General features: G+C 60.5%; 19 protein-coding genes and 3 pseudogenes. 11 read left to right on the top strand and 11 right to left on the bottom strand.

The genetic code is table 11. From position 1 onward, the window contains the following. Nucleotides 1-1,619: 1,619 nt before the first annotated feature. A complete protein-coding gene (gstA, locus tag CPH89_RS03540) occupies nucleotides 1,620-2,219 on the bottom strand; it encodes a glutathione transferase GstA (protein ID WP_053257677.1) in 600 nt (199 codons plus the stop codon). A 107-nt stretch (nucleotides 2,220-2,326) separates the two neighbouring features. Between gstA and CPH89_RS03535 the strand changes: the two genes are divergently transcribed. From CPH89_RS03535 to CPH89_RS30840, 3 genes and pseudogenes are all read left to right on the top strand, one after another. After that, nucleotides 2,327-3,196, top strand: coding sequence for a LysR family transcriptional regulator (locus CPH89_RS03535; protein WP_053257676.1), 870 nt, complete (start codon nucleotides 2,327-2,329; stop codon nucleotides 3,194-3,196). Nucleotides 3,197-3,318: 122 nt separating this feature from the next. Continuing rightward, nucleotides 3,319-4,092: pseudogene (locus tag CPH89_RS30845) on the top strand (PAS domain-containing protein); the annotation flags it as partial. An 18-nt stretch (nucleotides 4,093-4,110) separates the two neighbouring features. Continuing rightward, the gene (locus CPH89_RS30840; protein WP_408634342.1) at nucleotides 4,111-4,683 is read left to right on the top strand and encodes a methyl-accepting chemotaxis protein; all 573 of its coding nucleotides are present in this window, start codon (nucleotides 4,111-4,113) and stop codon (nucleotides 4,681-4,683) included. Nucleotides 4,684-4,817: 134 nt separating this feature from the next. On the opposite strand, the gene CPH89_RS03525 is transcribed toward CPH89_RS30840, so the two are convergent. The 6 genes from CPH89_RS03525 to gntR form a co-directional block, all read right to left on the bottom strand. After that, a complete protein-coding gene (locus CPH89_RS03525; RefSeq protein WP_053257675.1) occupies nucleotides 4,818-5,327 on the bottom strand; it encodes a hypothetical protein in 510 nt (169 codons plus the stop codon). Nucleotides 5,328-5,462: 135 nt separating this feature from the next. After that, nucleotides 5,463-6,878: an MFS transporter gene (locus tag CPH89_RS03520; protein ID WP_053257674.1), complete on the bottom strand. Its 1,416-nt coding sequence runs from the start codon at nucleotides 6,876-6,878 to the stop codon at nucleotides 5,463-5,465. A 140-nt stretch (nucleotides 6,879-7,018) separates the two neighbouring features. Then, nucleotides 7,019-7,756: an NAD-dependent epimerase/dehydratase family protein gene (locus CPH89_RS03515; protein ID WP_053257673.1), complete on the bottom strand. Its 738-nt coding sequence runs from the start codon at nucleotides 7,754-7,756 to the stop codon at nucleotides 7,019-7,021. Nucleotides 7,757-7,770: 14 nt separating this feature from the next. Continuing rightward, nucleotides 7,771-8,403 carry a glutathione S-transferase family protein gene (locus CPH89_RS03510; protein WP_053257672.1) on the bottom strand — a complete coding sequence of 211 codons (633 nt, stop codon included), beginning with the start codon at nucleotides 8,401-8,403 and terminating at the stop codon, nucleotides 7,771-7,773. 190 nt (nucleotides 8,404-8,593) lie between these two features. Continuing rightward, nucleotides 8,594-8,833, bottom strand: coding sequence for a DUF6124 family protein (locus CPH89_RS03505; RefSeq protein WP_053257671.1), 240 nt, complete (start codon nucleotides 8,831-8,833; stop codon nucleotides 8,594-8,596). Between the two features lie 1,502 nt (nucleotides 8,834-10,335). Continuing rightward, nucleotides 10,336-11,367, bottom strand: coding sequence for an HTH-type transcriptional regulator GntR (gene gntR / locus CPH89_RS03490; RefSeq protein ID WP_162232032.1), 1,032 nt, complete (start codon nucleotides 11,365-11,367; stop codon nucleotides 10,336-10,338). Nucleotides 11,368-11,590: 223 nt separating this feature from the next. On the opposite strand from gntR, the gene CPH89_RS03485 reads away from it, so the two are divergent. After that, the gene (locus tag CPH89_RS03485) at nucleotides 11,591-12,124 is read left to right on the top strand and encodes a gluconokinase (protein ID WP_053257670.1); all 534 of its coding nucleotides are present in this window, start codon (nucleotides 11,591-11,593) and stop codon (nucleotides 12,122-12,124) included. 83 nt (nucleotides 12,125-12,207) lie between these two features. Next, nucleotides 12,208-13,560, top strand: coding sequence for a GntP family permease (locus CPH89_RS03480; RefSeq protein WP_053257669.1), 1,353 nt, complete (start codon nucleotides 12,208-12,210; stop codon nucleotides 13,558-13,560). A 160-nt stretch (nucleotides 13,561-13,720) separates the two neighbouring features. Here CPH89_RS03480 and alaC read toward each other — a convergent pair whose 3' ends face one another. Further along, nucleotides 13,721-14,932: an alanine transaminase gene (gene alaC, locus CPH89_RS03475; RefSeq protein ID WP_053257668.1), complete on the bottom strand. Its 1,212-nt coding sequence runs from the start codon at nucleotides 14,930-14,932 to the stop codon at nucleotides 13,721-13,723. 196 nt (nucleotides 14,933-15,128) lie between these two features. On the opposite strand from alaC, the gene CPH89_RS03470 reads away from it, so the two are divergent. Beyond that, nucleotides 15,129-15,608: a GyrI-like domain-containing protein gene (locus tag CPH89_RS03470; RefSeq protein ID WP_053257667.1), complete on the top strand. Its 480-nt coding sequence runs from the start codon at nucleotides 15,129-15,131 to the stop codon at nucleotides 15,606-15,608. Nucleotides 15,609-15,650: 42 nt separating this feature from the next. On the opposite strand, the gene CPH89_RS03465 is transcribed toward CPH89_RS03470, so the two are convergent. Further along, nucleotides 15,651-16,145, bottom strand: coding sequence for a GNAT family N-acetyltransferase (locus CPH89_RS03465; protein WP_053257666.1), 495 nt, complete (start codon nucleotides 16,143-16,145; stop codon nucleotides 15,651-15,653). Between the two features lie 150 nt (nucleotides 16,146-16,295). Between CPH89_RS03465 and CPH89_RS03460 the strand changes: the two genes are divergently transcribed. From CPH89_RS03460 to CPH89_RS03445, 4 genes are read left to right on the top strand one after another with little or no spacing between them, the layout of a single operon-like run. Beyond that, nucleotides 16,296-16,715: a YybH family protein gene (locus CPH89_RS03460; protein ID WP_053257665.1), complete on the top strand. Its 420-nt coding sequence runs from the start codon at nucleotides 16,296-16,298 to the stop codon at nucleotides 16,713-16,715. 42 nt (nucleotides 16,716-16,757) lie between these two features. Then, nucleotides 16,758-17,102, top strand: a complete 345-nt coding sequence (locus CPH89_RS03455; RefSeq protein ID WP_053257664.1) for a YciI family protein — start codon at nucleotides 16,758-16,760, stop codon at nucleotides 17,100-17,102. Between the two features lie 34 nt (nucleotides 17,103-17,136). Continuing rightward, on the top strand, nucleotides 17,137-17,613 hold the full coding sequence (locus tag CPH89_RS03450; protein ID WP_053257663.1) for an SRPBCC family protein: 477 nt from the start codon (nucleotides 17,137-17,139) through the stop codon (nucleotides 17,611-17,613). Beyond that, nucleotides 17,610-18,833 carry an RNA polymerase sigma factor gene (locus tag CPH89_RS03445; protein ID WP_053257662.1) on the top strand — a complete coding sequence of 408 codons (1,224 nt, stop codon included), beginning with the start codon at nucleotides 17,610-17,612 and terminating at the stop codon, nucleotides 18,831-18,833. Before CPH89_RS03450 ends, CPH89_RS03445 begins: the two co-directional genes overlap by 4 nt. A 41-nt stretch (nucleotides 18,834-18,874) precedes the next feature. Here CPH89_RS03445 and CPH89_RS03440 read toward each other — a convergent pair. Then, a pseudogene (locus CPH89_RS03440) lies at nucleotides 18,875-19,267 on the bottom strand (SDR family oxidoreductase); the annotation flags it as partial. Here CPH89_RS03440 and CPH89_RS03435 point away from each other — a divergent pair. Continuing rightward, nucleotides 19,258-19,848 (top strand): annotated as a pseudogene (locus CPH89_RS03435) (LysR substrate-binding domain-containing protein); the annotation flags it as partial. The pseudogenes CPH89_RS03440 and CPH89_RS03435 overlap by 10 nt on opposite strands. 145 nt (nucleotides 19,849-19,993) lie before the next feature. On the opposite strand, the gene CPH89_RS03430 reads toward CPH89_RS03435, so the two are convergent. Continuing rightward, nucleotides 19,994-20,848, bottom strand: a complete 855-nt coding sequence (locus CPH89_RS03430; RefSeq protein ID WP_053257661.1) for a LysR family transcriptional regulator — start codon at nucleotides 20,846-20,848, stop codon at nucleotides 19,994-19,996. Between the last annotated feature and the right edge of the window lie 16 nt (nucleotides 20,849-20,864).

Here is a 20,864-nt window from a genome sequence, read left to right as displayed (position 1 = left end):
AACTGTGGGAGCGGGCTTGCTCGCGATAGCGGTGTATCAGTCGAAACATTCGTTGGCTGACACTCCGCCTTCGCGAGCAAGCCCGCTCCCACCTGTCTATTTGCATTTCAGATCATAGATTCTCGGCAACCAACGCAGCAGCCTCAAAGCTAGCGGTATGAAACGCTTTCTCTAAAACAACGCCGTTCAACTGTGGGAGCGGGCTTGCTCGCGATAGCGGTGTATCAGTCGAAACATTCGGTGGCTGACACTCCGCCTTCGCGAGCAAGCCCGCTCCCACCTGTTTATTTGCATTTCAGATCATAGATTCTCGGCAACCAACGCAGCAGCCTCAAAGCTAGCGGTGTGAAACGCTTTCTCTAAAACAACGCCGTTCAACTGTGGGAGCGGGCTTGCTCGCGAATGCGGTGTATCAGTCGAAACATTCGGTGGCTGACACTCCGCTTTCGCGAGCAAGCCCGCTCCCACCTGTCTATTTGCATTTCAGATCATAGATTCTCGGCAACCAACGCAGCAGCCTCAAAGCTAGCGGTATGAAACGCTTTCTCTAAAACAACGCCGTTCAACTGTGGGAGCGGGCTTGCTCGCGAATGCGGTGTATCAGTCGAAACATTCGGTGGCTGACACTCCGCTTTCGCAAGCAAGCCCGCTCCCACCTGTTTATTTGCATTTCAGATCATGGATTCTCGGCAGCCAACGCAGCAGCCTCGACGCTAGCGGTATGAAACGCTTTCTCTAAAACACCGCCGTTCAACTGTGGGAGCGGGCTTGCTCGCGAATGCGGTGTATCAGTCGAAGCATTCGGTGGCTGACACTCCGCTTTCGCGAGCAAGCCCGCTCCCACCTGTTTATTTGCATTTCAGATCATGGATTCTCGGCAGCCAACGCAGCAGCCTCGACGCTAGCGGTATGAAACGCTTTCTCTAAAACACCGCCGTTCAACTGTGGGAGCGGGCTTGCTCGCGAATGCGGTGTATCAGTCGAAGCATTCGGTGGCTGACACTCCGCTTTCGCGAGCAAGCCCGCTCCCACCTGTTTATTTGCATTTCAGATCATGGATTCTCGGAAGCCAACGCAGCAGCCTCGACGCTAGCGGTATGAAACGCTTTCTCTAAAACAACGCCGTTCAACTGTGGGAGCGGGCTTGCTCGCGAATGCGGTGTATCAGTCGAAACATTCGGTGGCTGACACTCCGCTTTCGCGAGCAAGCCCGCTCCCACCTGTTTATTTGCATTTCAGATCATGGATTCTCGGCAGCCAACGCAGCAGCCTCGACGCTAGCGGTGTGAAACGCTTTCTCTAAAACCAAGCCGTTCAACTGTGGGAGCGGGCTTGCTCGCGAATGCGGTGTATCAGTCGAAACATTCGTTGGCTGACACTCCGCCTTCGCGAGCAAGCCCGCTCCCACCTGTTTATTTGCATTTCAGATCATGGATTCTCGGCAGCCAACGCAGCAGCCTCGACGCTAGAGGTGTGAAACGCTTTCTCTAAAACACCGCCGTTCAACTGTGGGAGCGGGCTTGCTCGCGAATGCGGTGTATCAGTCGAAACATTCGGTGGCTGATACTCCGCTTTCGCGAGCAAGCCCGCTCCCACATTTTTAATTGCATTTCAGGCCATCAGGCTTCGGCGGCCAGGGCCGCGATAACTGTTTGCCGCTCGCCAATTCGCTGCTGAAACGCCGCCAACGCCGGCCACTGTTGCAGGTTAATAGCGTGCAACCCCGCCCAGCGCAGCACCACGAACAAATACGCGTCCGCCACCGAATACTGCGACCCCAACAGGTAGTCCTGGCGCTCCAGCGTTTGCACCAGAATCGCAAAACGCTTGTGCACCTTGGCCACGAACATCGCCCGCAGGTCGCCCTGAATCGCGTCGTTAAAGAAAATCGCCAGCCCGCCATGAACCTCGCTGGCGATAAAGTTCAGCCACTCCTGCAAGCGCACGCGTTCCCAGCTGCCATTGGCCGGGGCCAGGTGCGCGGCGGGTTTCAGGTCGGCCAGGTACTGCAGGATCGCACTGGCTTCTGTCAGCACTTCGCCATTGTCCAGTTGCAGCGCCGCCACATAGCCCTTGGGGTTGATCTGCAGGAAATCGTCGCCGTCGGCCGTGGTTTTGGCCTGGTTATCGACCCGCACCAGCTCGAACGGCAACGCCAATTCGCGCAACACGATATGCGGGGCGAGAGAACAGGCATTGGGGGAAAAGTACAGTTTCATGCAGGGTGGCTCCTGATCGGGTGTGGTTGATTTGCGCCAGTCTCGCCGGCGTGGCACCTTGCGTAAAATTAAACCTTCAGACGCCACCCATAAGGACAGCTACTGCCATGATGAACCTGATGCACTGGCGTTTGCTGGTGGCGGTGGCCGACCACGGCAGCATCACGGCCGCCGCCGAAAGGGTCGGCATGACCCAGTCCGCTGCCAGCCAAGCCATGGCCTCCATGGAGGCAGCCTTGGGTGCGCAACTGTTCACACGTGAACCGCGCAAGACCCTGCCTACCGCCCTGGGAGGCCGGGTGATCGAGCACGCGCGGGTGATGATGGGTGCATTGCAGGCCATTCGCACCACCGTGGATGAGTCTCGACCATTGCTGAGTGGGAGCCTTCGCATTGCCAGTTTTCCGATGGTGCTGGCGACCTTTCTGACGCCGTTGCTGCAACGTTTTCGTCAGTTGCACCCAGGTATCGAGATCACCACCCTGGATGTCACCGACAGCGAAGTGCACGCCTTGCTCGATGCCGAGCTGATCGACCTGGGCGTGGTGCTCAACCCCGAGCCTGCGCGCAACGCCACGGTGTTGGGGCGTGACTTTTGGATGGCGGTGCTGCCGACCCACCATCCCATCGCGCAGCGCCCGGCCGATGCCACGGTGTCGCTTGAGGCATTGCTCCAGCAACCCTTCGTGCTGGCTACCGGTGGCTGCACCGCCAATGCCCGCAGCCTGGGCGCATTGGCGGGGCTGACCCTGCGCGATATCCGCGTGGAAGTGCGCGAATGGAGCAGTGCCTACAGCCTGGTGCGCGAAGGCGTCGGCGTCACGCTGGTGCCTCAGATGGCGTTGCCACCCCAGCTCAATGGCCTGCGTGTGATGCCGTTGAGCGTCCCATTGCACCGCGAATTTGCCTTGGTCGGTTCACCCACCCGTTCACCCTCGATGGCCGTCAGTGCGTTGTTAAAAATGCTGGCTGATTAGTGGCCTTGCATAGCGCCACGCCCTGTCTATGCTGATCCAAGACCGTTGATGACGTTTGGCATATACAGCGTTTCGGATGGTTATTTGCCCATGAAGGTTAGCCAGCACTGTCCAACACATGAATGGAATGCGCCTTTCAGGCGCCGGGAATCAAGGGTGATCTGATCATGTTCAACCGCCATCACAAATCCGACCTGCAAGAAATCCAACGTTTTTCCTGTGCGCTCACCGAAGCCAACGCCAAGCTCGCCGCCATCAGCCGTTCCATGGCGATGATCGAATTCGACCGCAACGGCGTGATCCTCGACGCCAATGAGAACTTCTGCAAAACCATGGGCTACAACGTCGAGGAGATTCGCGGCCAACATCACCGCATCTTTTGCGAAGAGGCCTACACCCACACCGAGCCCTACGCCAAGTTGTGGCGCGACCTGGCGCGGGGCGAAGCCTTGAGCGGCACCTTTATGCGCCTGAATAAGCACGGCGAGGAGGTGTGGCTCGAAGCCAGCTACATGCCGGTGCTGGGCAGCGACAATCAGGTGCAGAGCGTGATCAAAGTCGCCGCGGACATTTCCGCACGGGTTCACCATGAACACGAGAACCAGAGCCTGATCGACGCCATCAGCCGCTCCATGGCGGTGATCGAATTTACCCCTCAAGGCCAGATCATCAATGCCAACGATAACTTCCTGCGTGCGGTGCAGTATTCGCGCGAAGAAATCATCGGCCAGCACCACAGCCTGTTCTGCCAGCGCAGTGAAGTGGATTCCCCGGCTTACAAGGCTTTTTGGGCCTCGCTCAACCGTGGCGAATATCACTCCCATCGTTTTGAGCGGAAAAACAAATACGGCAAAACCCTGTTTCTGGAAGCCTCTTACAACCCGATCTTCGACGCCAACGGGCGCCTGTATAAAGTGGTGAAGTTCGCCAGCGACATCACCGATCAGGTCACCACCCTGCGCACCGCCGCCGATTCGGCCCACGCCACTTCGGTGCAAAACGACGCCTGCGCACGCAAGGGCTCGGAGGTGGTGCAGCAAACCGTGCAGATCATCGAAGCGATTTCCAGCGACCTGAATCAGGCGGCCCAAAGCATCGACGCGGTCAACAAACAGTCAGACATCATCGGCGCCATCGTGCAGACCATCCGTGGCATTGCCGAACAAACCAATATGCTCGCGCTCAACGCGGCGATTGAGGCGGCGCGGGCGGGCGAACATGGGCGTGGATTTGCGGTGGTGGCCGACGAAGTGCGCGGCCTCGCAGCGCGCACCAGCCAGGCAACCGTGGAGATTGTCGATGTGGTGCGCAAAAACCACGACCTGTCGCTGAGCGCAGTGTCGAGCATGCAGTCGAGCCTGAGCCGCACCGGGCTGGGGGTGGAACTGGCGAATGAGGCGGGGCAGGTGATCCTGGAGATTCAGGAAGGGTCACGGCATGTGGTGGATGCGATCAGTCAGTTCAACTCGACCCTGCAATTGCAGTAGATACGTTACCGCCGTGGTAACCCAACCTCTGTGGGCGCTGGAGTGCCTGCGATCGCATCAACTCGGTGTACCTGATACACCCGGGTTTCTGCATCTCAGGCCAGCCAGCGCCCACCTGTGATCAGCGGTGTCTGTTAAATCGCCGCCAGGGTTTCTTTAACCGCTTGCGCCGGGTCAGTGGCTTTCGCCGCTACTTGCTGATCTTGCTGCTGCTTCACGCGATCAGCCACTTGCTTGGCAATCGCGTCCTGTTTTTCCTGCGGCATTGCCTGCACTTGTGCTTCGGTCAAACCCTGCTCCTTGAGCAATTGCTCACGGATGCGTTCCGCCGGGGATTTGCTCATGTAGTCGGTGAAATCCGCACGCGCGGTGCTGGTGGTCGAGCCCGCTGCCGGTGTGTCGGTTGCCGCCGTAGGTGCTGCCGTCGTGGCTTGCAACTGCACACGGGTCTTGGCGAAGGCTTCGTCGATTCGGTCGTTGGCCTTGTTCAGGTCCTGCTGCGCAGCCGGTACGGTGACGCTTTGCTGAGCCGCTTGCACGGCACCGCTGTACAGCGTGCTGGCAGCGGCGTTGGCGGGGTCCATGTCGGTGCGCTTGAGCTTTTCGACGGTCGACACGGCTTGGGCGTTATTGTTAACCAGCATGATCGGTCACCTGCGTAAATGTGTTCGGTGCGACAGCTGGAGCAAATAGCATGCCGAGTGCCAAATCCGCGCTTTTACTGGGGCTGGCGCGGCCGTCGCGGCAAGCGTTGTCCTGCCGGCGGCCAAGCGTTGCCGTCAGTGGGCGATATTCTCCAGCGCCAGGTTACGCGTACGCGGCCCGAACCAACTGATGGTGATCATCACGATCAACATGCTGCTGGCAATAAACGCCAAGACGCCCGGCGTGCCCAGATGCTCAAGAATGAACCCGATCAACAGGCTGCTGAACACCGTCGACAAGCGGCTGAACGAATAGCAGAACCCCACCGCCCGTGCGCGGATATTGGTCGGGAACAATTCGCTCTGGTAGGAGTGGTAACTGAAGCTCAGCCAGGCATTGCAGAACGTGATCATCACCCCGCAGATCACCAGCCCCACCGCGGTGGTTTGCAGGGCGAACAGGCTGCCGAAGACCATCGCGCCCATCGCCGAACCGACGATTTGCCATTTGTTTTCAAAACGATTGGCCACCTTCACAAACAGCAGCGGCCCCAGCGGGTAGGCGAGGGTGATGATAAAGGCGTACATCAAACTATGGGTCACGCTCACGCCCTGACCCGACAACAACGCCGGCAACCAATTGCCGAAGCCGAAAAAGCCGATGGCCTGGAACACATGGAACACGATCAGCATCAGTGCCCGGCGGCGGTAGGGCGGTTGCCAGATATCCGCAAAACGCCCGCTGCCGTGCACGCTGACCGCTTCGGGTACGGGCTCATCCAGCGGTTTGCCGTGATCGCGTTGGCAGCGTGCTTCGAGGCTGTCCATGATCTGCCCGGCTTCGTCAAAGCGGCCCTTTTGCGCCAGCCAACGGGGTGATTCCGGCAGGCGCTTGCGCAGTTGCCAGATAAATAACGCAAACACGGCACTGCTCAGCACCACCCAGCGCCAGCCGGACACCCCGAACGGCGCCTGGGGCACCAGCCACCACGACATCAACGCCACCGCCGGCACCGACAGAAACTGAATGAAAAACGCGAACGCGAACGCCGAGCTGCGCATGCGCTTGGGCACCAGTTCCGAGAGGTAAGCGTCGATGGTCACCAGCTCGATGCCCAGGCCGATGCCCACCAGAAAACGCATGCAGATGATGCCCAGCGCGGAGGTTTGAATACCCATCAGCACGGTCGCCACGGTGTACCCGATCAGCGCGAAGGTAAAAATCGCCCGGCGCCCGAAGCGGTCGGCGATGGGGCTGAGCAGGCTGGCGCCAAGGAACAGGCCCAGAAAGGTCGCTGAGGCAAACGCCGCCTGGTCGGAGAAGCCAAACACACCTTCGCTGCCGGTGTGGAAAATCCCGTCGCTGATCAAGCCGGGGCTGATGTAGGCGGTCTGGAACAGGTCATACAGCTCGAAAAAGCCGCCGATTGACAACAAGGCCACCAGGCGCCAAAGAGTGGCGACGGCGGGTAGGCGGTCGATGCGCGCGCTGATATGGGCGGCACGGATCGGGTCGATGCCGTCCGTGGCTGAGGCGGTGAGTGTCGACATGGGCAGATTCCAGGGGCAGTGAGCTGGAATCTTAGCGGGCTAACGGAAATCGGCGCTTGTGAAGTTGCGTGCGGCAGGCCACACATTCGCCGATTTATTGCGCCTGGGTGTCAGCTTTCACGCTTTTATGGCGCAGAGGCTCAATAGGTGATGGGGATCTTGAAGGTCTCAAAGGCGTCATCCAGCGGTTGATAGCCCAGCACCCGCGTGGTTTCGCTCAAGTCCAGGCGCTTGAAGCGGTTATTGGAAATACCGTGGGCGATCAGGTGCTTCACACCTTCAGCGTCCACCGAGCGTTGCAGCAGTTGCACGGCATCACGCGGGCTGAGCCAGGCGCTGAGGTCGCGGGCATTATTGAGCTCGTGGGTTTCGGTGAACTCAAAGGCGCCGATGCGCAGCGCAATCGTGGAGAGCGGAGTTTTCGCCGCGTAATAGCCGCACAGTGCCTCGCCGTAGCATTTGCTCACGCCGTACAGGTTGGCGGGCATCACCGGCATGCCTGGGGTGATTTGGCGGTCCACCGGGTAGCCTTCGATGGTCTGCGCGCTGCTGGCGAATACCAGGCGCTTGACGCCCGCCGCCACGGCCGCTTCGAACAGGTAGGTGGTGGCGAGGATATTGTTCGGCAGCAACGCGTCGAACGACGCGCTGGCGTGGGGGATGCCCGACAGGTGCACGATCACGTCGATGCCATCCAGCAGGGCCGCGAGGCGGGTTTTATCGCTGAGGTCGGCGTGCACGAAGCGGTGCTCACCGACATCGAAATCCGGTGCGAGGCGGTCGGTGAGGGTGAAGCGGTAGCGCTCCTTCGAGGCTTCGAAAAAGGTCTTGCCGATTCTTCCGCAGGCGCCGGTCAGCAGTACGTTGAGTCCGTTCACGGTGAGTCCTTGTGTTAGTTGTGGCCGTCGAGGGCAAAGGTCTTGAAGCCTTGGCGCCCGCTGAGGCGCTGGTAGTACGCTGCAATCGCGGGGTAGGGCGGGCGTTCCATGGGCGTGCTCTGCCAGCGGTGCACCGAGAGGCCGATGAGGATATCGGCGAGGGTAAATTCATCCCCGACGACATAAGCACCGGTGTTGGCCAACTGCTGTTCCAGCAGGCCCATCTTTTCGTTCCACACCTGCACGGCGGCGGCAATCTGCGTGGCGTCCAGGCCGTCCGGGTTGTTGCGCACCAGCGCGGTGAAGGCATCGCCCCAGGCGCGGTTGAGTTCGGTGGCTTGCCAGTCCACCCATTGCTCGACCCGCGCGCGTGGCGCGGGTTCGGCGGGCAGCAGGTCTGTGCGTTGGTAAAGGCCGATGAGGTAGCGGCAGATGGTGTTGGACTCCCACAACACGCCGTGGTCGTCGATCAGCACCGGCACTTGGGCGTTGGGGTTCAGGGCGAGGAATTCGGCGGACTGGGTGGGCTTGAAGCCAATGCCCCAGTCTTCGCGCACGTAGTCGATGCCTAGTTCCTGGCAGGTCCAGAGCACTTTACGCACGTTGATGGAGGACGTGCGGCCGAGAATTTTCAGTGAGTGTGCCATGGTGCTTCCCTGACGATGGTGAATGGCCAATCTAGCAGGGGGCGTAGATGACAGCGAGGGTCTTAAGTGGGTACGGTCAAAATGTGGGAGCTGGGTTGCTCGCGAATGCGGTGGGTCAGTTAGCCTATTTGTAGCTGATACAACGCCTTCGCGAGCAAGCCCGCTCCCACATTTTTGACCGAGCAGGGCTTTAGGTTCGCGGTGTGTGCTGGTCCATGGCTTTGCCGACCATCAAGACGGATAGCTCGCTCAGTTGGTGAATGGCGAGGGCGAGATCGCGGTGTTTGCCGGTGAGGTCGTCGGACAGGTCGAGCAACAAGGTGCTGACGGAGCACACGGTTTCGTAGCTGTTGATCAACAGGGTTTCGGTTGGGGTGTCAGGCGTAAGGGTGAAAAGAGTGATTGGCGGTTTTTCAGTTTCTTTGATCATTTAAGCGTCCTGGAATAGGCCGCCGCCGTATCGCTACTAAACGAAGGGTGGCAGCTGTACGCAGGTTAGTAGACCGGTGGACACTCAAAGCCGGCGCACCCGAAGGTGCCCTACGCACAGCCGCCATCAAACTCAGATGAGGCTCATGCACTAAGAGTGTCCAACAGTCGGGCTACTAAACCCGATCACCGAGAAATTCAGTGACCGGCGAACCTTAGAACTCCATACCCAAGCGCACAAGCCGGCGGATTCTGACGTAAGCGTAGGCAGCTGGGCAAGGCGCTTACTGCAATGTCAGCCGCGTCCTACAGGCCTCTTACAGGTCAAGCGGGCACGGTAAAAATGTGGGAGCTGGGTTGGCTGCGATAGCCATAGGTCTCTACGCAACGCTTTGGGTTGTTCTGAGGCGTTTCGGTGGATTGGGTACATATCCGTTGCTGCGGTAACGGCGGCTATGGGTTCCGCTCTTACAGCGGGTCACTTTTGGCAAACGCCCCAAAAGTAACCAAAAGGTCTTTGCCCCACCACTCGGTGCCTCGCTTAGGCTCGGCATGCCCTCACTCCGGCTTGAATCCGTGGGCCGCCGCAATGGGCCATCCTTGGCCCAGTGCGGCTAACCCGGCGTCCTGCCGGGTTACCCACGGATTCAAGCCTGCGTTCGGCCAGCGTGGTTAACGGGGCCTGTCAGATCAAGATCAAAAGCAGAGCACGGCGGCCTAGTAGCCGGCCTGAGTGGTAGAAGCAAAAGCAGGGCAAAAGCACAGCAACAGCACTTTTACCGGATGAAATGAGATCCAAATGTGGGAGCGGGCTTGCTCGCGAAAGCGGTGGGTCAGTTACAAATAAGCCGACTGAGCCACCGCCTTCGCGAGCAAGCCCGCTCCCACAATGTTGACCGAGTTCAGTTGCCAGCACCGCAGTGCTCTGCTTTTCTGTGGGAGCTGGCTTGTCGGACCGCCGAACCGCTGCGATGCAGACACCTCGGTACATCAGGCAAACCCAGTCGCAGACCCCATGCCAGCTCCCAGATTGACCCAATACAGTCCGAAGAGCAGCCCACCCTCTGCCTGATGTACCCAGTTCCAAATGTGGGAGCGGGCTTGCTCGCGAATGCGGTGTGCCAGTCACCCACTCCATCAACTGACACACCACTTCGCTTGTGCTTTTGATCTAAACACTCAGGCCGCCGTGCTTTGCTTTTGACTGTGATCTGTTTTTGATTTTGATCTTAGGCGCCCCGTTAACCACGCTGGCCGAACGCAGGCTTTGGAGCGTGGGTAACCCGGCAGGACGCCGGGTTAGCCGCGATGGGCCAAGGATGGCCCATGGCGGCGGCCCACGGTCCAAAGCCTTCGTTCTGGCACACCGAGCCTAGGCGAGGTGCCGAGTGGTGGGGTGTACGGGACAACCACAGCACTCAACCCGTAAAAAATGTGTAGGTACCAATGGCCACTGCAGGCAATCCAGCTCCCACTGTTTGATTGTATTCGGCCGTTAGAAAGTCAGCTGCTCTCGCGCACTTGCAACTCAAACCCCATGTCCACCACCGGCTTGGCAATTTTGTTGCCCGCCATGATCGTCAACAAATGCTCCGCCGCGCGCCGCCCAATCGCTTCACGCGGTGTGCTGATGCTGCTCAAGCGCGGCACCATGAAGGATGACGCCGGCAAATCGTTAAAGCCCAGCACCGCCACGCGCTCCGGTACTTTGATGCCGTGGCGCATGGCTTCCAGCAGCGCGCCCTGGGCCAGGTCGTCGTTGCCAAAGAAAATCGCATCCACGTCCGGGTGCGCCGCCAGCAGTTGCAAAAACAGCTCGCCACCCAGGCCGACGGAGGAGGGGCGTGGCGTCAGCAGTTCCAGCGCCGGGTCGTACAGGCCAGCCTGTTGCAGGGCGCGGCGGAAGCCTTCACCGCGCAGTAACGTGCGTTGGTCCAGCTGCGCACCGATATAGGCCAGGCGCTTGCGCCCTCGGGACAGCAAATGCGCCGCTGCCGTTTCGCCAGCACTCAGTTGCGAAAACCCCACGCAGTTCACGCCGGCGTTAGGGTCCAGGTCCATCATGTACACACACGGCACATTGCTGGCCTCGACCATCCGTCGCGCGCTTTCGGTGCGGTCAAAGCCGGTCAGCAGCAAACCCCGTGGCTGGTAGGCCATGTAGTTGCGCAGCAGGTTTTCTTCTTCATCGCGCGAATAGTGCGAGTTGCCGATCAGCACTTCGAAGCCCTTGGGCCGCAGCACTTGGTGGATGGCTTCGAGGGTTTCGATAAACAGCAGGTTCGACAACGACGGCACCAGCACCACCACCGAGTGGCTTTGCGCTGACGCCAGGGCGCGGGCAGCCGGGTTGACCACGTAGTTGAGTTCGGCGGCGGCCAGTTGCACTTTTTCCACCAGTTCGGTGGCCACCGTGCTGATGCCGCGCAGGGCTCGGGAGGCGGTAATCGGGCTGACGCCAGCCAGGCGCGCCACTTCATTGAGGGTCGGGCGACCGGTTGTGCGGGTATTTTTATCGTTCTTGGAGGTCATCAGGCGGTTGCCAAACAAAAATCGAGGCACTAAGGTAGCGCTGTCTCCAAACGGCTGCAAATGCTTGAACATTGGGTTGCCTGATCCGCTCTGTTCTTGTGTAGGTCGTTTGGCGAGGATGCACGCGTCACTCCATAAAAAAAGACAAGTCGGCGCGGGAAAAGCCTGTTTTTGCACTAGCCTTACAGCGTGCGAAGGTAGCGCTATCTGCGTCCTGAGGTGTTTCATGAGTCAACCTGTTACCGCCCTGGTCATCATGGGTGTTTCCGGCTGTGGCAAGTCCAGCGTCAGCGAAGCCTTGTGCCACCTGAACGGCGCCACCGCCATTGAAGGCGACAGCTTTCACCCTGCCGCGAACATCGAAAAGATGAGCGCCGGCCACCCCCTCAACGACGACGACCGCGCCGGCTGGCTCGACATCCTCTGCGATGAACTGCGCCGCGCACTGAAGGCCGGCGAACACCCCGTGCTCACCTGTTCAGCCCTCAAGAAAAAATACCGCGACCACCTGCGCGAAGCCGCGCCGGGCCTGGGCTTTGTATTTCTGGAGCTGACCCGTGAAGTCGCCGCCGACCGCGTGTCCCATCGCCCCGGCCATTTCATGCCGGCAAGCCTCATCGACAGCCAGTTCGCCACCCTTGAATCGCCCGTGGGCGAGCCGCTGACCCTGGCGCTCAACGCCAGCGAAGACAGCATCCAGGACCTGGCCGAGCAAACCAATGCCTGGTGGCTGCAACACGGCTTTGAACCAACTCACTGATTTTTTGCCGGAAAGGTAGCGCTATCCCCGGCGAGAAATTCAATACCCGCTTTAATAACAACAACAAACAGGAGAGACCCCCCATGTTTGGCATGTCCCAAGAGTCCTACCTGCTGCTAGACGCAGTGGTCACTATCATCGGGCTGATCTTTTTGATCACCAAGTTCAAGGTGCACCCGTTCATTGCACTGATCATCGCGGCCGGCTTCCTCGGCCTGACCTCGGGCATGCCCGTGGACAAGATCATCAAAGCGTTCCAGGACGGCTTCGGCGGTGTGCTTGGCTTTGTCGGCATCATCCTCGCGCTGGGCACGATGCTCGGCAAAATGATGGCTGAATCCGGCGGCGCCGATCAGATTGCACAAACCTTGATCCGCGCCTTCGGCAAAGAGAAAGTCCAGTGGGCGATGATGTTCGCCGCGTTCCTGGTGGGCATCCCGCTGTTCTTCGAGATCGGCTTTGTGCTGCTGATCCCGCTGGTGTTTATCGTCGCGCGCCGCACGGGCGTGTCGTTGATCAAAATCGGCATCCCGTTGCTCGCCGGCCTGTCGGCAGTGCACGGCCTGGTGCCACCGCACCCGGGCCCGCTGCTGGCCATCGGCGTGTTCGGCGCGGACATCGGCAAGACCATCCTGTACGGCCTGATCGTTGCCCTGCCGACCGCCATCATTGCCGGTCCGATCTTCGGCACGTTTATCGCCAAGTACATCCCGGGCAACCCGTCCCAGGAACTGGTCGACCAACTGGCCCGCGAGCCTGCGTCCAAAGACTTGCCGAGCTTCAGCATCACCTTGATCACCGTGCTGCTGCCGGTGTTCCTGATGCTGCTCAAAACCTTCGCTGACGTCGCACTGCCGGACGGCCACGCGATCCGTAACTGGATGGACATGATCGGTCACCCGATCACCGCGTTGCTGCTGGCGCTGCTGCTGTCGCTGTACACCTTTGGCCATCGCCAGGGCATTCATTCCAAGCAAATCCTCAAGTTGCTCGACGCCAGCCTGGCACCGACGGCGGCGATCATCCTGATCATTGGTGCCGGCGGTGGTTTCAAGCAAATGCTGGTCACCAGCGGCGTGGGTGATGTGATTGGCCATATGGCCGTGAATGCGCAGATCAACCCGATCCTGCTGGCGTGGCTGGTGGCGGCGGTGATTCGGGTGGCCACCGGTTCTGCGACCGTGGCGACCATTACCGGTGCGGGGATTGTGGTGCCGGTGGTGGGCATGATTCCAGGCGTGAACCGTGAGCTGCTGGTGTTGGCGACGGGGGCGGGGTCGTTGGTGTTGTCTCACGTCAACGATGCAGGGTTCTGGCTGGTGAAGCAGTACTTCAACATGACCGTGGCCGAGACCTTCAAGACCTGGACGGCGATGGAAACCATCCTGTCGGTGGTGGCGCTGATCTTTATCATGTTGCTGTCGTTGGTGGTGTAAGCAACACCACACGACATGGGTGAAAACCCAATCCAAATGTGGGGAGGGGGCTTGCTCCCGATTGCTGAGTGTCAGTCACTGCATCTGGTGACTGACCCACTGCTATCGGGAGCCAGCCCCCTCCCACATTTTTTTAGCGTATGTCTACTGCTGGCTCGGGTCAGGCTTTAGTCACCAGGCCATCCGCCCGGAACATCCCGCGAATACCGCGCACCGCCTGGCGAATCCGGTCCTGGTTCTCGATCAGCGCAAAGCGCACATGGTCGTCGCCGTACTCACCAAATCCGATCCCCGGCGACACACACACCTTCGCCTCCAGCAGCAGTTTCTTGGCAAATTCCAGCGAGCCCATGGCGGCATATGCCTCGGGAATCTTCGCCCAGACGTACATCGACGCCTTCGGATTCTCGACCATCCAGCCCAGCTCATGCAGGCCTTTGACCAGCACATTACGGCGCTGGCGGTACTGCTCGGCGATGTCTTTCACGCACTGCTGATCGCCTTCCAGCGCCGCAATCGCCGCCACTTGCAGCGGGGTAAAGGTGCCGTAGTCGTGGTAGCTCTTGATCCGCGCCAGGGCGTTGACCAGCTCCGGGTTGCCGACCATGAAACCAATGCGCCAGCCGGCCATGTTGTAGCTCTTGGACAGGGTGAAAAACTCCACGGCAATGTCCTTGGCGCCGGGCACTTGCATGATCGACGGGGCTTTCCAGCCGTCGTAGACGATGTCGGCGTAGGCCAGGTCATGCACCACCAGCACGTCGTACTGCTTGGCGAGGGCGATGACCCGTTCGAAGAAATCCAGCTCCACGCACTGCGCGGTGGGGTTGGACGGGAAGCCCAGAATCATCATCTTCGGTTTGGGGATCGAGCCACGAATCGCTCGCTCCAGCTCGGCGAAGAAGTCCACGCCGGGCACCAGCGGCACCGAACGCACCTGGGCGCCGGCAATCACGGCACCGTAGATGTGAATCGGGTAGCTCGGGTTGGGCACCAGCACGGTATCGCCCTGGTCCAGGGTGGCCAGCATCAAATGCGCGAGGCCTTCCTTGGAGCCAATGGTGACGATGGCTTCGGTTTCCGGGTCGATGTCCACCGCATAGCGGTCTTTGTACCAGCGCGAAATCGCCCGACGCAGACGCGGAATGCCTTTGGAGGTGGAGTAGCCGTGGGTGTCTTCACGCTGGGCGACGGTGACCATTTTCTCCACGATGTGTGGTGGAGTGGCGCCGTCAGGGTTACCCATGCTCAAGTCGATGATGTCTTCGCCGCGCCGACGCGCAGCCATCTTCAGCTCGGCAGTGATATTAAACACGTAAGGGGGGAGTCGATCTATGCGCGCAAAGCGGCGCGGCGAACCTTGGTCTGCCATGGGTGCCTCGAGGTACGTAAGCGCCCGGAACCGTCCGAGCGACGTCGGCCACTGCGGTGGCCTGCGGGGCAGACAATACGGTCGATGATGGCCAATTGTCCAGATGCCGCTGGAAAAATTTCTGCAGGCCGCACAGCGCGGATATGCCCCTATACTCGATACGGGTTTGTTCCCTTATAAGAAGGAGACTGTTCAGATGGATCAGCAAACAACACAACCGTTGCAGCCACGTATGGAAGACGGCAAGGCCCTGGTGATCGCGGGCGTGCAAGGGCGGTATTCGAAGGCCACCGTGGGTGATATTCCCAAATTGTGGGAGTTGTTTGACACCTGCTTCAAAGAGATCAAGCGTCGTGTCGGCGGCGTGACTTATGGTGTTTGTCATAACCCCAATCACGGCGAATTCGATTACATGGCCGGGGTTGAAGTGCCGAGCAAAGACGAGGTGCCGAGTAACTTTGAGTGCATCGAAATTCCTGCGCATCACTACGCCGTGTTCCCGCACTACGGGCCGGTGCAGGCGCTGGAGCAGACGTACGAGCGGATCATGTTCGAGTGGTTGCCGCACTCGGGCTACAAGGTCGCCGGGGCGGATTTCGAGCACTACAGCGCAGATTTTGACGCGCGCAAGGGCATCGGCAGTGTGGAGATCTGGTTGCCGGTCGAAGCCAAGTAAACCCTCGATCCTGTGGCAAGCCCGCTCGCCACAGGTGTCACGTCACTCGGCGATTACCAGCGTCAGCCTGCGCTCGTACCCGATCCGGCCCCTATAGGCCTCCCCGCTGTCCACCCATCCGGCGGCCAGGTACAAGCCCATTGCCGCCACATTGTCCGCGTCCACCGACAACTCCAACCCCTTGATCTGCGGCCATGCCTGCCTCGCCACCGCCGGCAGCGCCTGTAAACACGCTTTGCCGAACCCGCGCCCTTGCTGCTGTCGATCCACCTGCAACGCATGCAGGGTCGCGCTGTGTTCACTCGCCCAATGGGGCAGGCAAGGCGGGCGTTTAAGCAGCAGGAATGCCACCGGAAGGTCGTCGGCGAGCAGGGCGAACCCTTTGATGGCCGCAGGGTTGGGGTTAACCAGCAGGCTGTTCAGCGCGCAGTAGATATCGCCGCAGAACGCCAGTTGCTCGGGATGCACTTGCAGCGTGTCGAGTTGCTGTTTTTGCACAAGGCTCAGCGTCTCATAGGGGACGAGGCGAGTTTCCATCGGGGGGGCGTATCCGAAATCCTACAAAGAAGCGCGGATTCTAGCGGCTTTGCCGGCGGCGAAAGTATTTTTCAACGGACTGTCGATTGGCCGATGAGTCATTCGACTAAGGGTGTCCCTTGTGATTTCCCCCGCCCCAGGAGTATCGCCATGAGCACCGCCATCAACCGCCTGATCGATCAATGGAAGCAAGCCGTGCTTGCCCGGGATATCGACAAGATTGTCAGCTTTTATGCCGACGATATCGTCTCGTTCGACGCTGTTACTGCACTGCAATTCAAAGGTAAGGCCGCCTACCGTGCGCATTGGGACGAATGCATGAAGCATTGCCCCGGCCCGGGTATTTTCGAGTTTCACGAGCTGCATATTGTGGAAGCGCCTGACAGCGCGTTTGCGCACTGGCTGGCCCACTGCGGCGGCGCCGGGCCGGATGGCGTCGTGAAGGCGTGCTGGATGCGCGTGACCGCCGGTTACCAGCGGATCGACGGCCAATGGCGTGTGGTGCATGAGCATTGGTCGGCCCCTTTCGATATGCACAGCGGCACCGCGCTGTTCGGGCTGGAACCCTGATCGCCGGCAACTATAGTGGATAGGCCGAAAACGGAGAGCGCCATGAAATACCTCTGCCTGATTTACAGCAACGAACAGGTGCTGCACACCTCGCCGGACAGCCCCGAAGACCCGGAATGTTTCGCCTATGCCCAGGCTATCCAGGCCAGCGGGCGGATGCTTGCCGCCGAGCCGCTGGAGTCGGTGAGCACCGCCACCACCGTGCGCAAGCGCAATGGCAAGCTGTCGATCACCGACGGACCGTTTGCCGAAACCAAGGAACAGCTCGCCGGGTTTTACCTGATCGAAGCCAAGGACTTGAATGAAGCGATCCAGGTGGCCGGTGGCATTCCGGCGGCCCGGGTCGGCAGTGTGGAAGTGCGCCCCGTGCGCGAATTGAATCTCTGAAGACAACCACCACAAGACTCAAGGAGGTTTACCCATGAACACCCAGCCGGCTGAATTTGAACTGTCCATCCGCCGTTTGATCGATGCGCCCCGCAGCAAAGTGTTTCGCGCCTGGACCACCCCCGCGCTGTTGCAGCAATGGTGGGGGCCGCACGGCATGACCACCCCCGAGTGCGAAATGAACCTGTGGGTCGGCGGCGTGTTCCGCACGCTGATGCGCGCGCCGGATGGCGCCGAATACCCGACCCAAGGCGTGTTTCTGGAGATCGAAGCGCCGAGCCGGCTGGTGTTCACCGACGCGTATGCGCCGGGGTGGGTGCCGTCGGACAAGCCCTTCATGACCGCCGAAGTCACCTTCGAAGAGGTCGACGGCAAAACCCTCTATACCGCCCGCGCCATGCACTGGAGCGAAGCCGACAAACAGGCCCACGAAGCCATGGGCTTTCATGACGGCTGGGGCCAGAGCCTGGATCGCCTGGTGACGTTGGTGACCCAAGGTATGCCCGATTGACGCCTCAGCTGGAGGCGATTTACCGCAGCGAATCACGGCGCGTGCTGGCCACGCTGATTCGCCTGCTCGGTGATTTCGACCTCGCCGAAGAAGCCTTGCACGAGGCGTTCTTCGTCGCGGTCGAGCGCTGGCAGCAAGACGGGGTGCCGAGAAATCCGCGGGCGTGGTTGGTGTCGACCGGCCGTTTCAAAGCCATCGACCGCCTGCGCCGTCAGGCGCGCTTTACCCCGTTGCTGCAGGCGCAGGCCGACGCACTGGAAGCGGCGCACTGGAGTGAGGAAGACGTGGAAGACGACCGCCTGCGCCTGATCTTCACCTGCTGCCACCCGGCACTGGCGCCCGACGCCCAGACGGCGCTGACCTTGCGTGAGATCTGTGACCTCACCACCGAGGAAATCGCCCGCGCCTTTCTCACCACGCCCACCACCATTGCCCAACGCATCGTGCGCGCCAAAGGCAAGATCCGCGAGGCGAAGATTCCCTACCAAGTCCCGTCCCTCGACGCGTTGCCCGAGCGTTTAGAGAGTGTGCTGCGCGTGGTTTACCTGGTGTTCAACGAAGGGTATTCGGCGTCCATGGGCGCCGACCTCACCCGTGAGGAACTGACGCGCGAAGCCATCCGCCTTGGCCGCTTGCTGCTGGAGTTGCTGCCCGAGCCTGAAGTCATGGGCTTGCTGGCGCTGATGCTGCTGCACGAATCCCGCCGAGCGGCGCGCACTTCGGCGGGCGGTGAGTTGGTGTTGCTGGATGAACAGGACCGCGCCTTGTGGGATGCGTCCTTGATCGCGGAAGGCTGCGCGTTGGTGGAACAAGCACTGACAACGGGGCGCTTTGGACCGTATTGCCTGCAAGCGGCGATTGCGGCGGTACACGCCGAAGCCCCGAGCGCCGGCGAGACGGATTGGCCGCAGATCGTCGGGCTTTACGATGTGTTGCTCAGGGCCGTGCCCTCTCCGGTGATCGAATTGAACCGCGCCGTGGCGTTTGCCATGTGGCAAGGGCCATTGGCCGGTTTGGAGCAGGTGGAAGGCATTTTGCGGCGCGGGGAGTTGCTGGATTACCACTTGGCGCATTCGGCACGCGGGGAGTTTTGTCGGCAACTGGGGCGAACCGAAGACGCCCGTGAAGCGTACGAAAAAGCCCTGTCACTGACCCTGCAAACCCCAGAAAAACGCTTCATAGAGCGGCGTCTGGCCGAACTCAAATCACCCAGGCAATGACGAACAACGGTGGGCGCTGGCAAGCCAGCTCCCCCATCGGTTTACGGCTGCTGGCGCGTTGCGGCCAGCACGATCTCACGAATGCACACATGCTGCGGCTGCTGATAGGCATAGGCAATGGCCGATGCCACATCATCGGCACTCAACACGGTGCCGCCCATCGCCTGTTTCCAGGCCTGATATCCGCTTTTGATCGCCGCATCGGTGGTATGGCCGAGCAACTCGGTTTCCACTGCGCCAGGGGCGATGGTGATGACGCGCACATTGCTTGGCGATAATTCTTCGCGCAGGTTTTCCGAAATCCCATGCACGGCGAACTTGGTGCCGACATAAGCGACGTGGTTCGGGAAGGTCTTGCGCCCGGCCACGGAACTCACGTTGATGATCGTGCCGCTTTTGCGCGCAACCATGCTGCCGGCTACCGCGTGAAAACCGTATCGCGCTGGAGTTGGGCGTGGAAGGCGATATCGCCGACAGCCAGATCGAAACGTTCCTGCGCATGGCGCACCAAGGGCTGCCGGGTTTGTTGCTGACGCTGCAGGAAGGCTGCGAAGGCGACGGGCGTTTGGCTGTGGAGGAAATGTGCTGCGAGGACGAATTGTTCCTGCCGCTCTGGGAAGAGTCCTACGTGATGGCATTACCGGCGTTGCACCCGATGGCCCTGGCCGGCACAGAACAGGCATGGGCCCCGATTGAAGACTGGATCACGTGCCCGCAGCACGACTCTCACCAACGGTTGATGGCGCTCTACGGCCGCTCGCCGCAAGCGGTGGCTGGGCATGCCGGTTCGCTGACCCAGGCGTTGCACATGGTGGCTGCTGGCGTGGGCGTGGCGATGTTGCCGCAGTCGATGGCGGCCGAGCGGGCCGGGGTGGTGATTCGCGAATGGCACCTGCCGGCGCCGACGCGTCGAGTCGGTTTGTGTTTTTCGGCGCAAGCCCTGGAGTTGCCGGCACTGCGCGACGTGCATGAATACTTCCAGAACCACCGCCCACCGCAATGCGCTGCGGCCTGACACATATCTAAAATCCAACACCCTTCCACTGTGGGAGCGGGCTTGCTCGCGAAGGCGGCCGGCCAGCCAGTACATTTGTGACTGACCCGCGACCATCGCGAGCAAGCCCGCTCCCACAGTTAGTCCTCTAGGGTGCCTGGAAGAATCATTCCAGCATCTGCCGCAACATCCAGCTCCCCGCCGGCCCCGGCGGGTGTTGCCGCGACCACAGCGCATCCACCGCCACCGACCGCGGCCAACTGCGCACATCGAGTTCAACCAGCCCGGCATTGCCGAAGCGCTCCACCAGCCAGCGCGGCAGCGCCGCCCAGCCGAAGCCCAGTTGGGCCATTTCCATCAGCATGAGAAAACTCGGTGCCGACCACACACGGCCCGCTGGCCTGGTTTCATTGGGGCTGATGATGCTCGCCAGGCGCAGTTCACGGTGTTGCTGCAAGGCGTGCTGGTCGATGTTTTGCAGGCTGGCCAAGGGATGGGCGGGGGCGACGAACAGGGCGATTTCCGTGCGCTCCGCCACGGGCGCGCGGGTCAGGTCGGGCGGGTAAACCTCTTGGGCTTCGATCAGCGCAATCTGGGCGCGGCCGCTTTGCACCAGGGCGATCAGGTCTTCGCACTCGGCGATCAGCCATTCCAGCTCCAGGTCCGGGTAGCGTTGTTCGAAGGCTTTGAGGGCGAGTTCAAAGCGTTCCGACTGGTACGTATCGGACATGGCGATACTCAACTTCGGCTCCAGGCCCTGAGCCAATTGGCTGGCCGCCAACTCCAGGCGACTGCTGGCCTCCAGCACCTGTTCGGCGCGTTGTAACAACACGTGGCCGGCCGGGGTGAGCGTCGGTTTGCGGCTGCTGCGATCAAACAACACCACATCCAGGTCAATTTCCAGGCTCGCCACCGCCGCACTGACCGTGGACTGGCTCTTGCCCAGTTTACGCGCCGCGGCCGAAAACGAACCTTGGGTGGCCGCCTGCACAAACGCCTGCAGCACTTCATTTGAGGCCATGACTATCGCCCTGATC

This window comes from Pseudomonas fluorescens (assembly GCF_900215245.1).
GTDB classification, from domain to species: domain Bacteria; phylum Pseudomonadota; class Gammaproteobacteria; order Pseudomonadales; family Pseudomonadaceae; genus Aquipseudomonas; species Aquipseudomonas fluorescens.
The sequence above is the reverse complement of the archived record's forward strand: the minus strand, read 5'-3'. Positions and strand labels throughout refer to the sequence as shown.

Excerpts from the sequence above, each read along its gene's own strand:
- gstA (WP_053257677.1), bottom strand. The coding sequence starts at position 2,219 with ATGAAACTGTACTTTTCCCCCAATGCCTGTTCTCTCGCCCCGCATATC.
- CPH89_RS03535 (WP_053257676.1), top strand. The coding sequence starts at position 2,327 with ATGATGAACCTGATGCACTGGCGTTTGCTGGTGGCGGTGGCCGACCAC.
- CPH89_RS03525 (WP_053257675.1), bottom strand. The coding sequence starts at position 5,327 with ATGCTGGTTAACAATAACGCCCAAGCCGTGTCGACCGTCGAAAAGCTC.
- CPH89_RS03520 (WP_053257674.1), bottom strand. The coding sequence starts at position 6,878 with ATGTCGACACTCACCGCCTCAGCCACGGACGGCATCGACCCGATCCGT.
- CPH89_RS03510 (WP_053257672.1), bottom strand. The coding sequence starts at position 8,403 with ATGGCACACTCACTGAAAATTCTCGGCCGCACGTCCTCCATCAACGTG.
- CPH89_RS03505 (WP_053257671.1), bottom strand. The coding sequence starts at position 8,833 with ATGATCAAAGAAACTGAAAAACCGCCAATCACTCTTTTCACCCTTACG.
- CPH89_RS03485 (WP_053257670.1), top strand. The coding sequence starts at position 11,591 with ATGAGTCAACCTGTTACCGCCCTGGTCATCATGGGTGTTTCCGGCTGT.
- CPH89_RS03480 (WP_053257669.1), top strand. The coding sequence starts at position 12,208 with ATGTTTGGCATGTCCCAAGAGTCCTACCTGCTGCTAGACGCAGTGGTC.
- alaC (WP_053257668.1), bottom strand. The coding sequence starts at position 14,932 with ATGGCAGACCAAGGTTCGCCGCGCCGCTTTGCGCGCATAGATCGACTC.
- CPH89_RS03470 (WP_053257667.1), top strand. The coding sequence starts at position 15,129 with ATGGATCAGCAAACAACACAACCGTTGCAGCCACGTATGGAAGACGGC.
- CPH89_RS03465 (WP_053257666.1), bottom strand. The coding sequence starts at position 16,145 with ATGGAAACTCGCCTCGTCCCCTATGAGACGCTGAGCCTTGTGCAAAAA.
- CPH89_RS03460 (WP_053257665.1), top strand. The coding sequence starts at position 16,296 with ATGAGCACCGCCATCAACCGCCTGATCGATCAATGGAAGCAAGCCGTG.
- CPH89_RS03455 (WP_053257664.1), top strand. The coding sequence starts at position 16,758 with ATGAAATACCTCTGCCTGATTTACAGCAACGAACAGGTGCTGCACACC.
- CPH89_RS03450 (WP_053257663.1), top strand. The coding sequence starts at position 17,137 with ATGAACACCCAGCCGGCTGAATTTGAACTGTCCATCCGCCGTTTGATC.
- CPH89_RS03430 (WP_053257661.1), bottom strand. The coding sequence starts at position 20,848 with ATGGCCTCAAATGAAGTGCTGCAGGCGTTTGTGCAGGCGGCCACCCAA.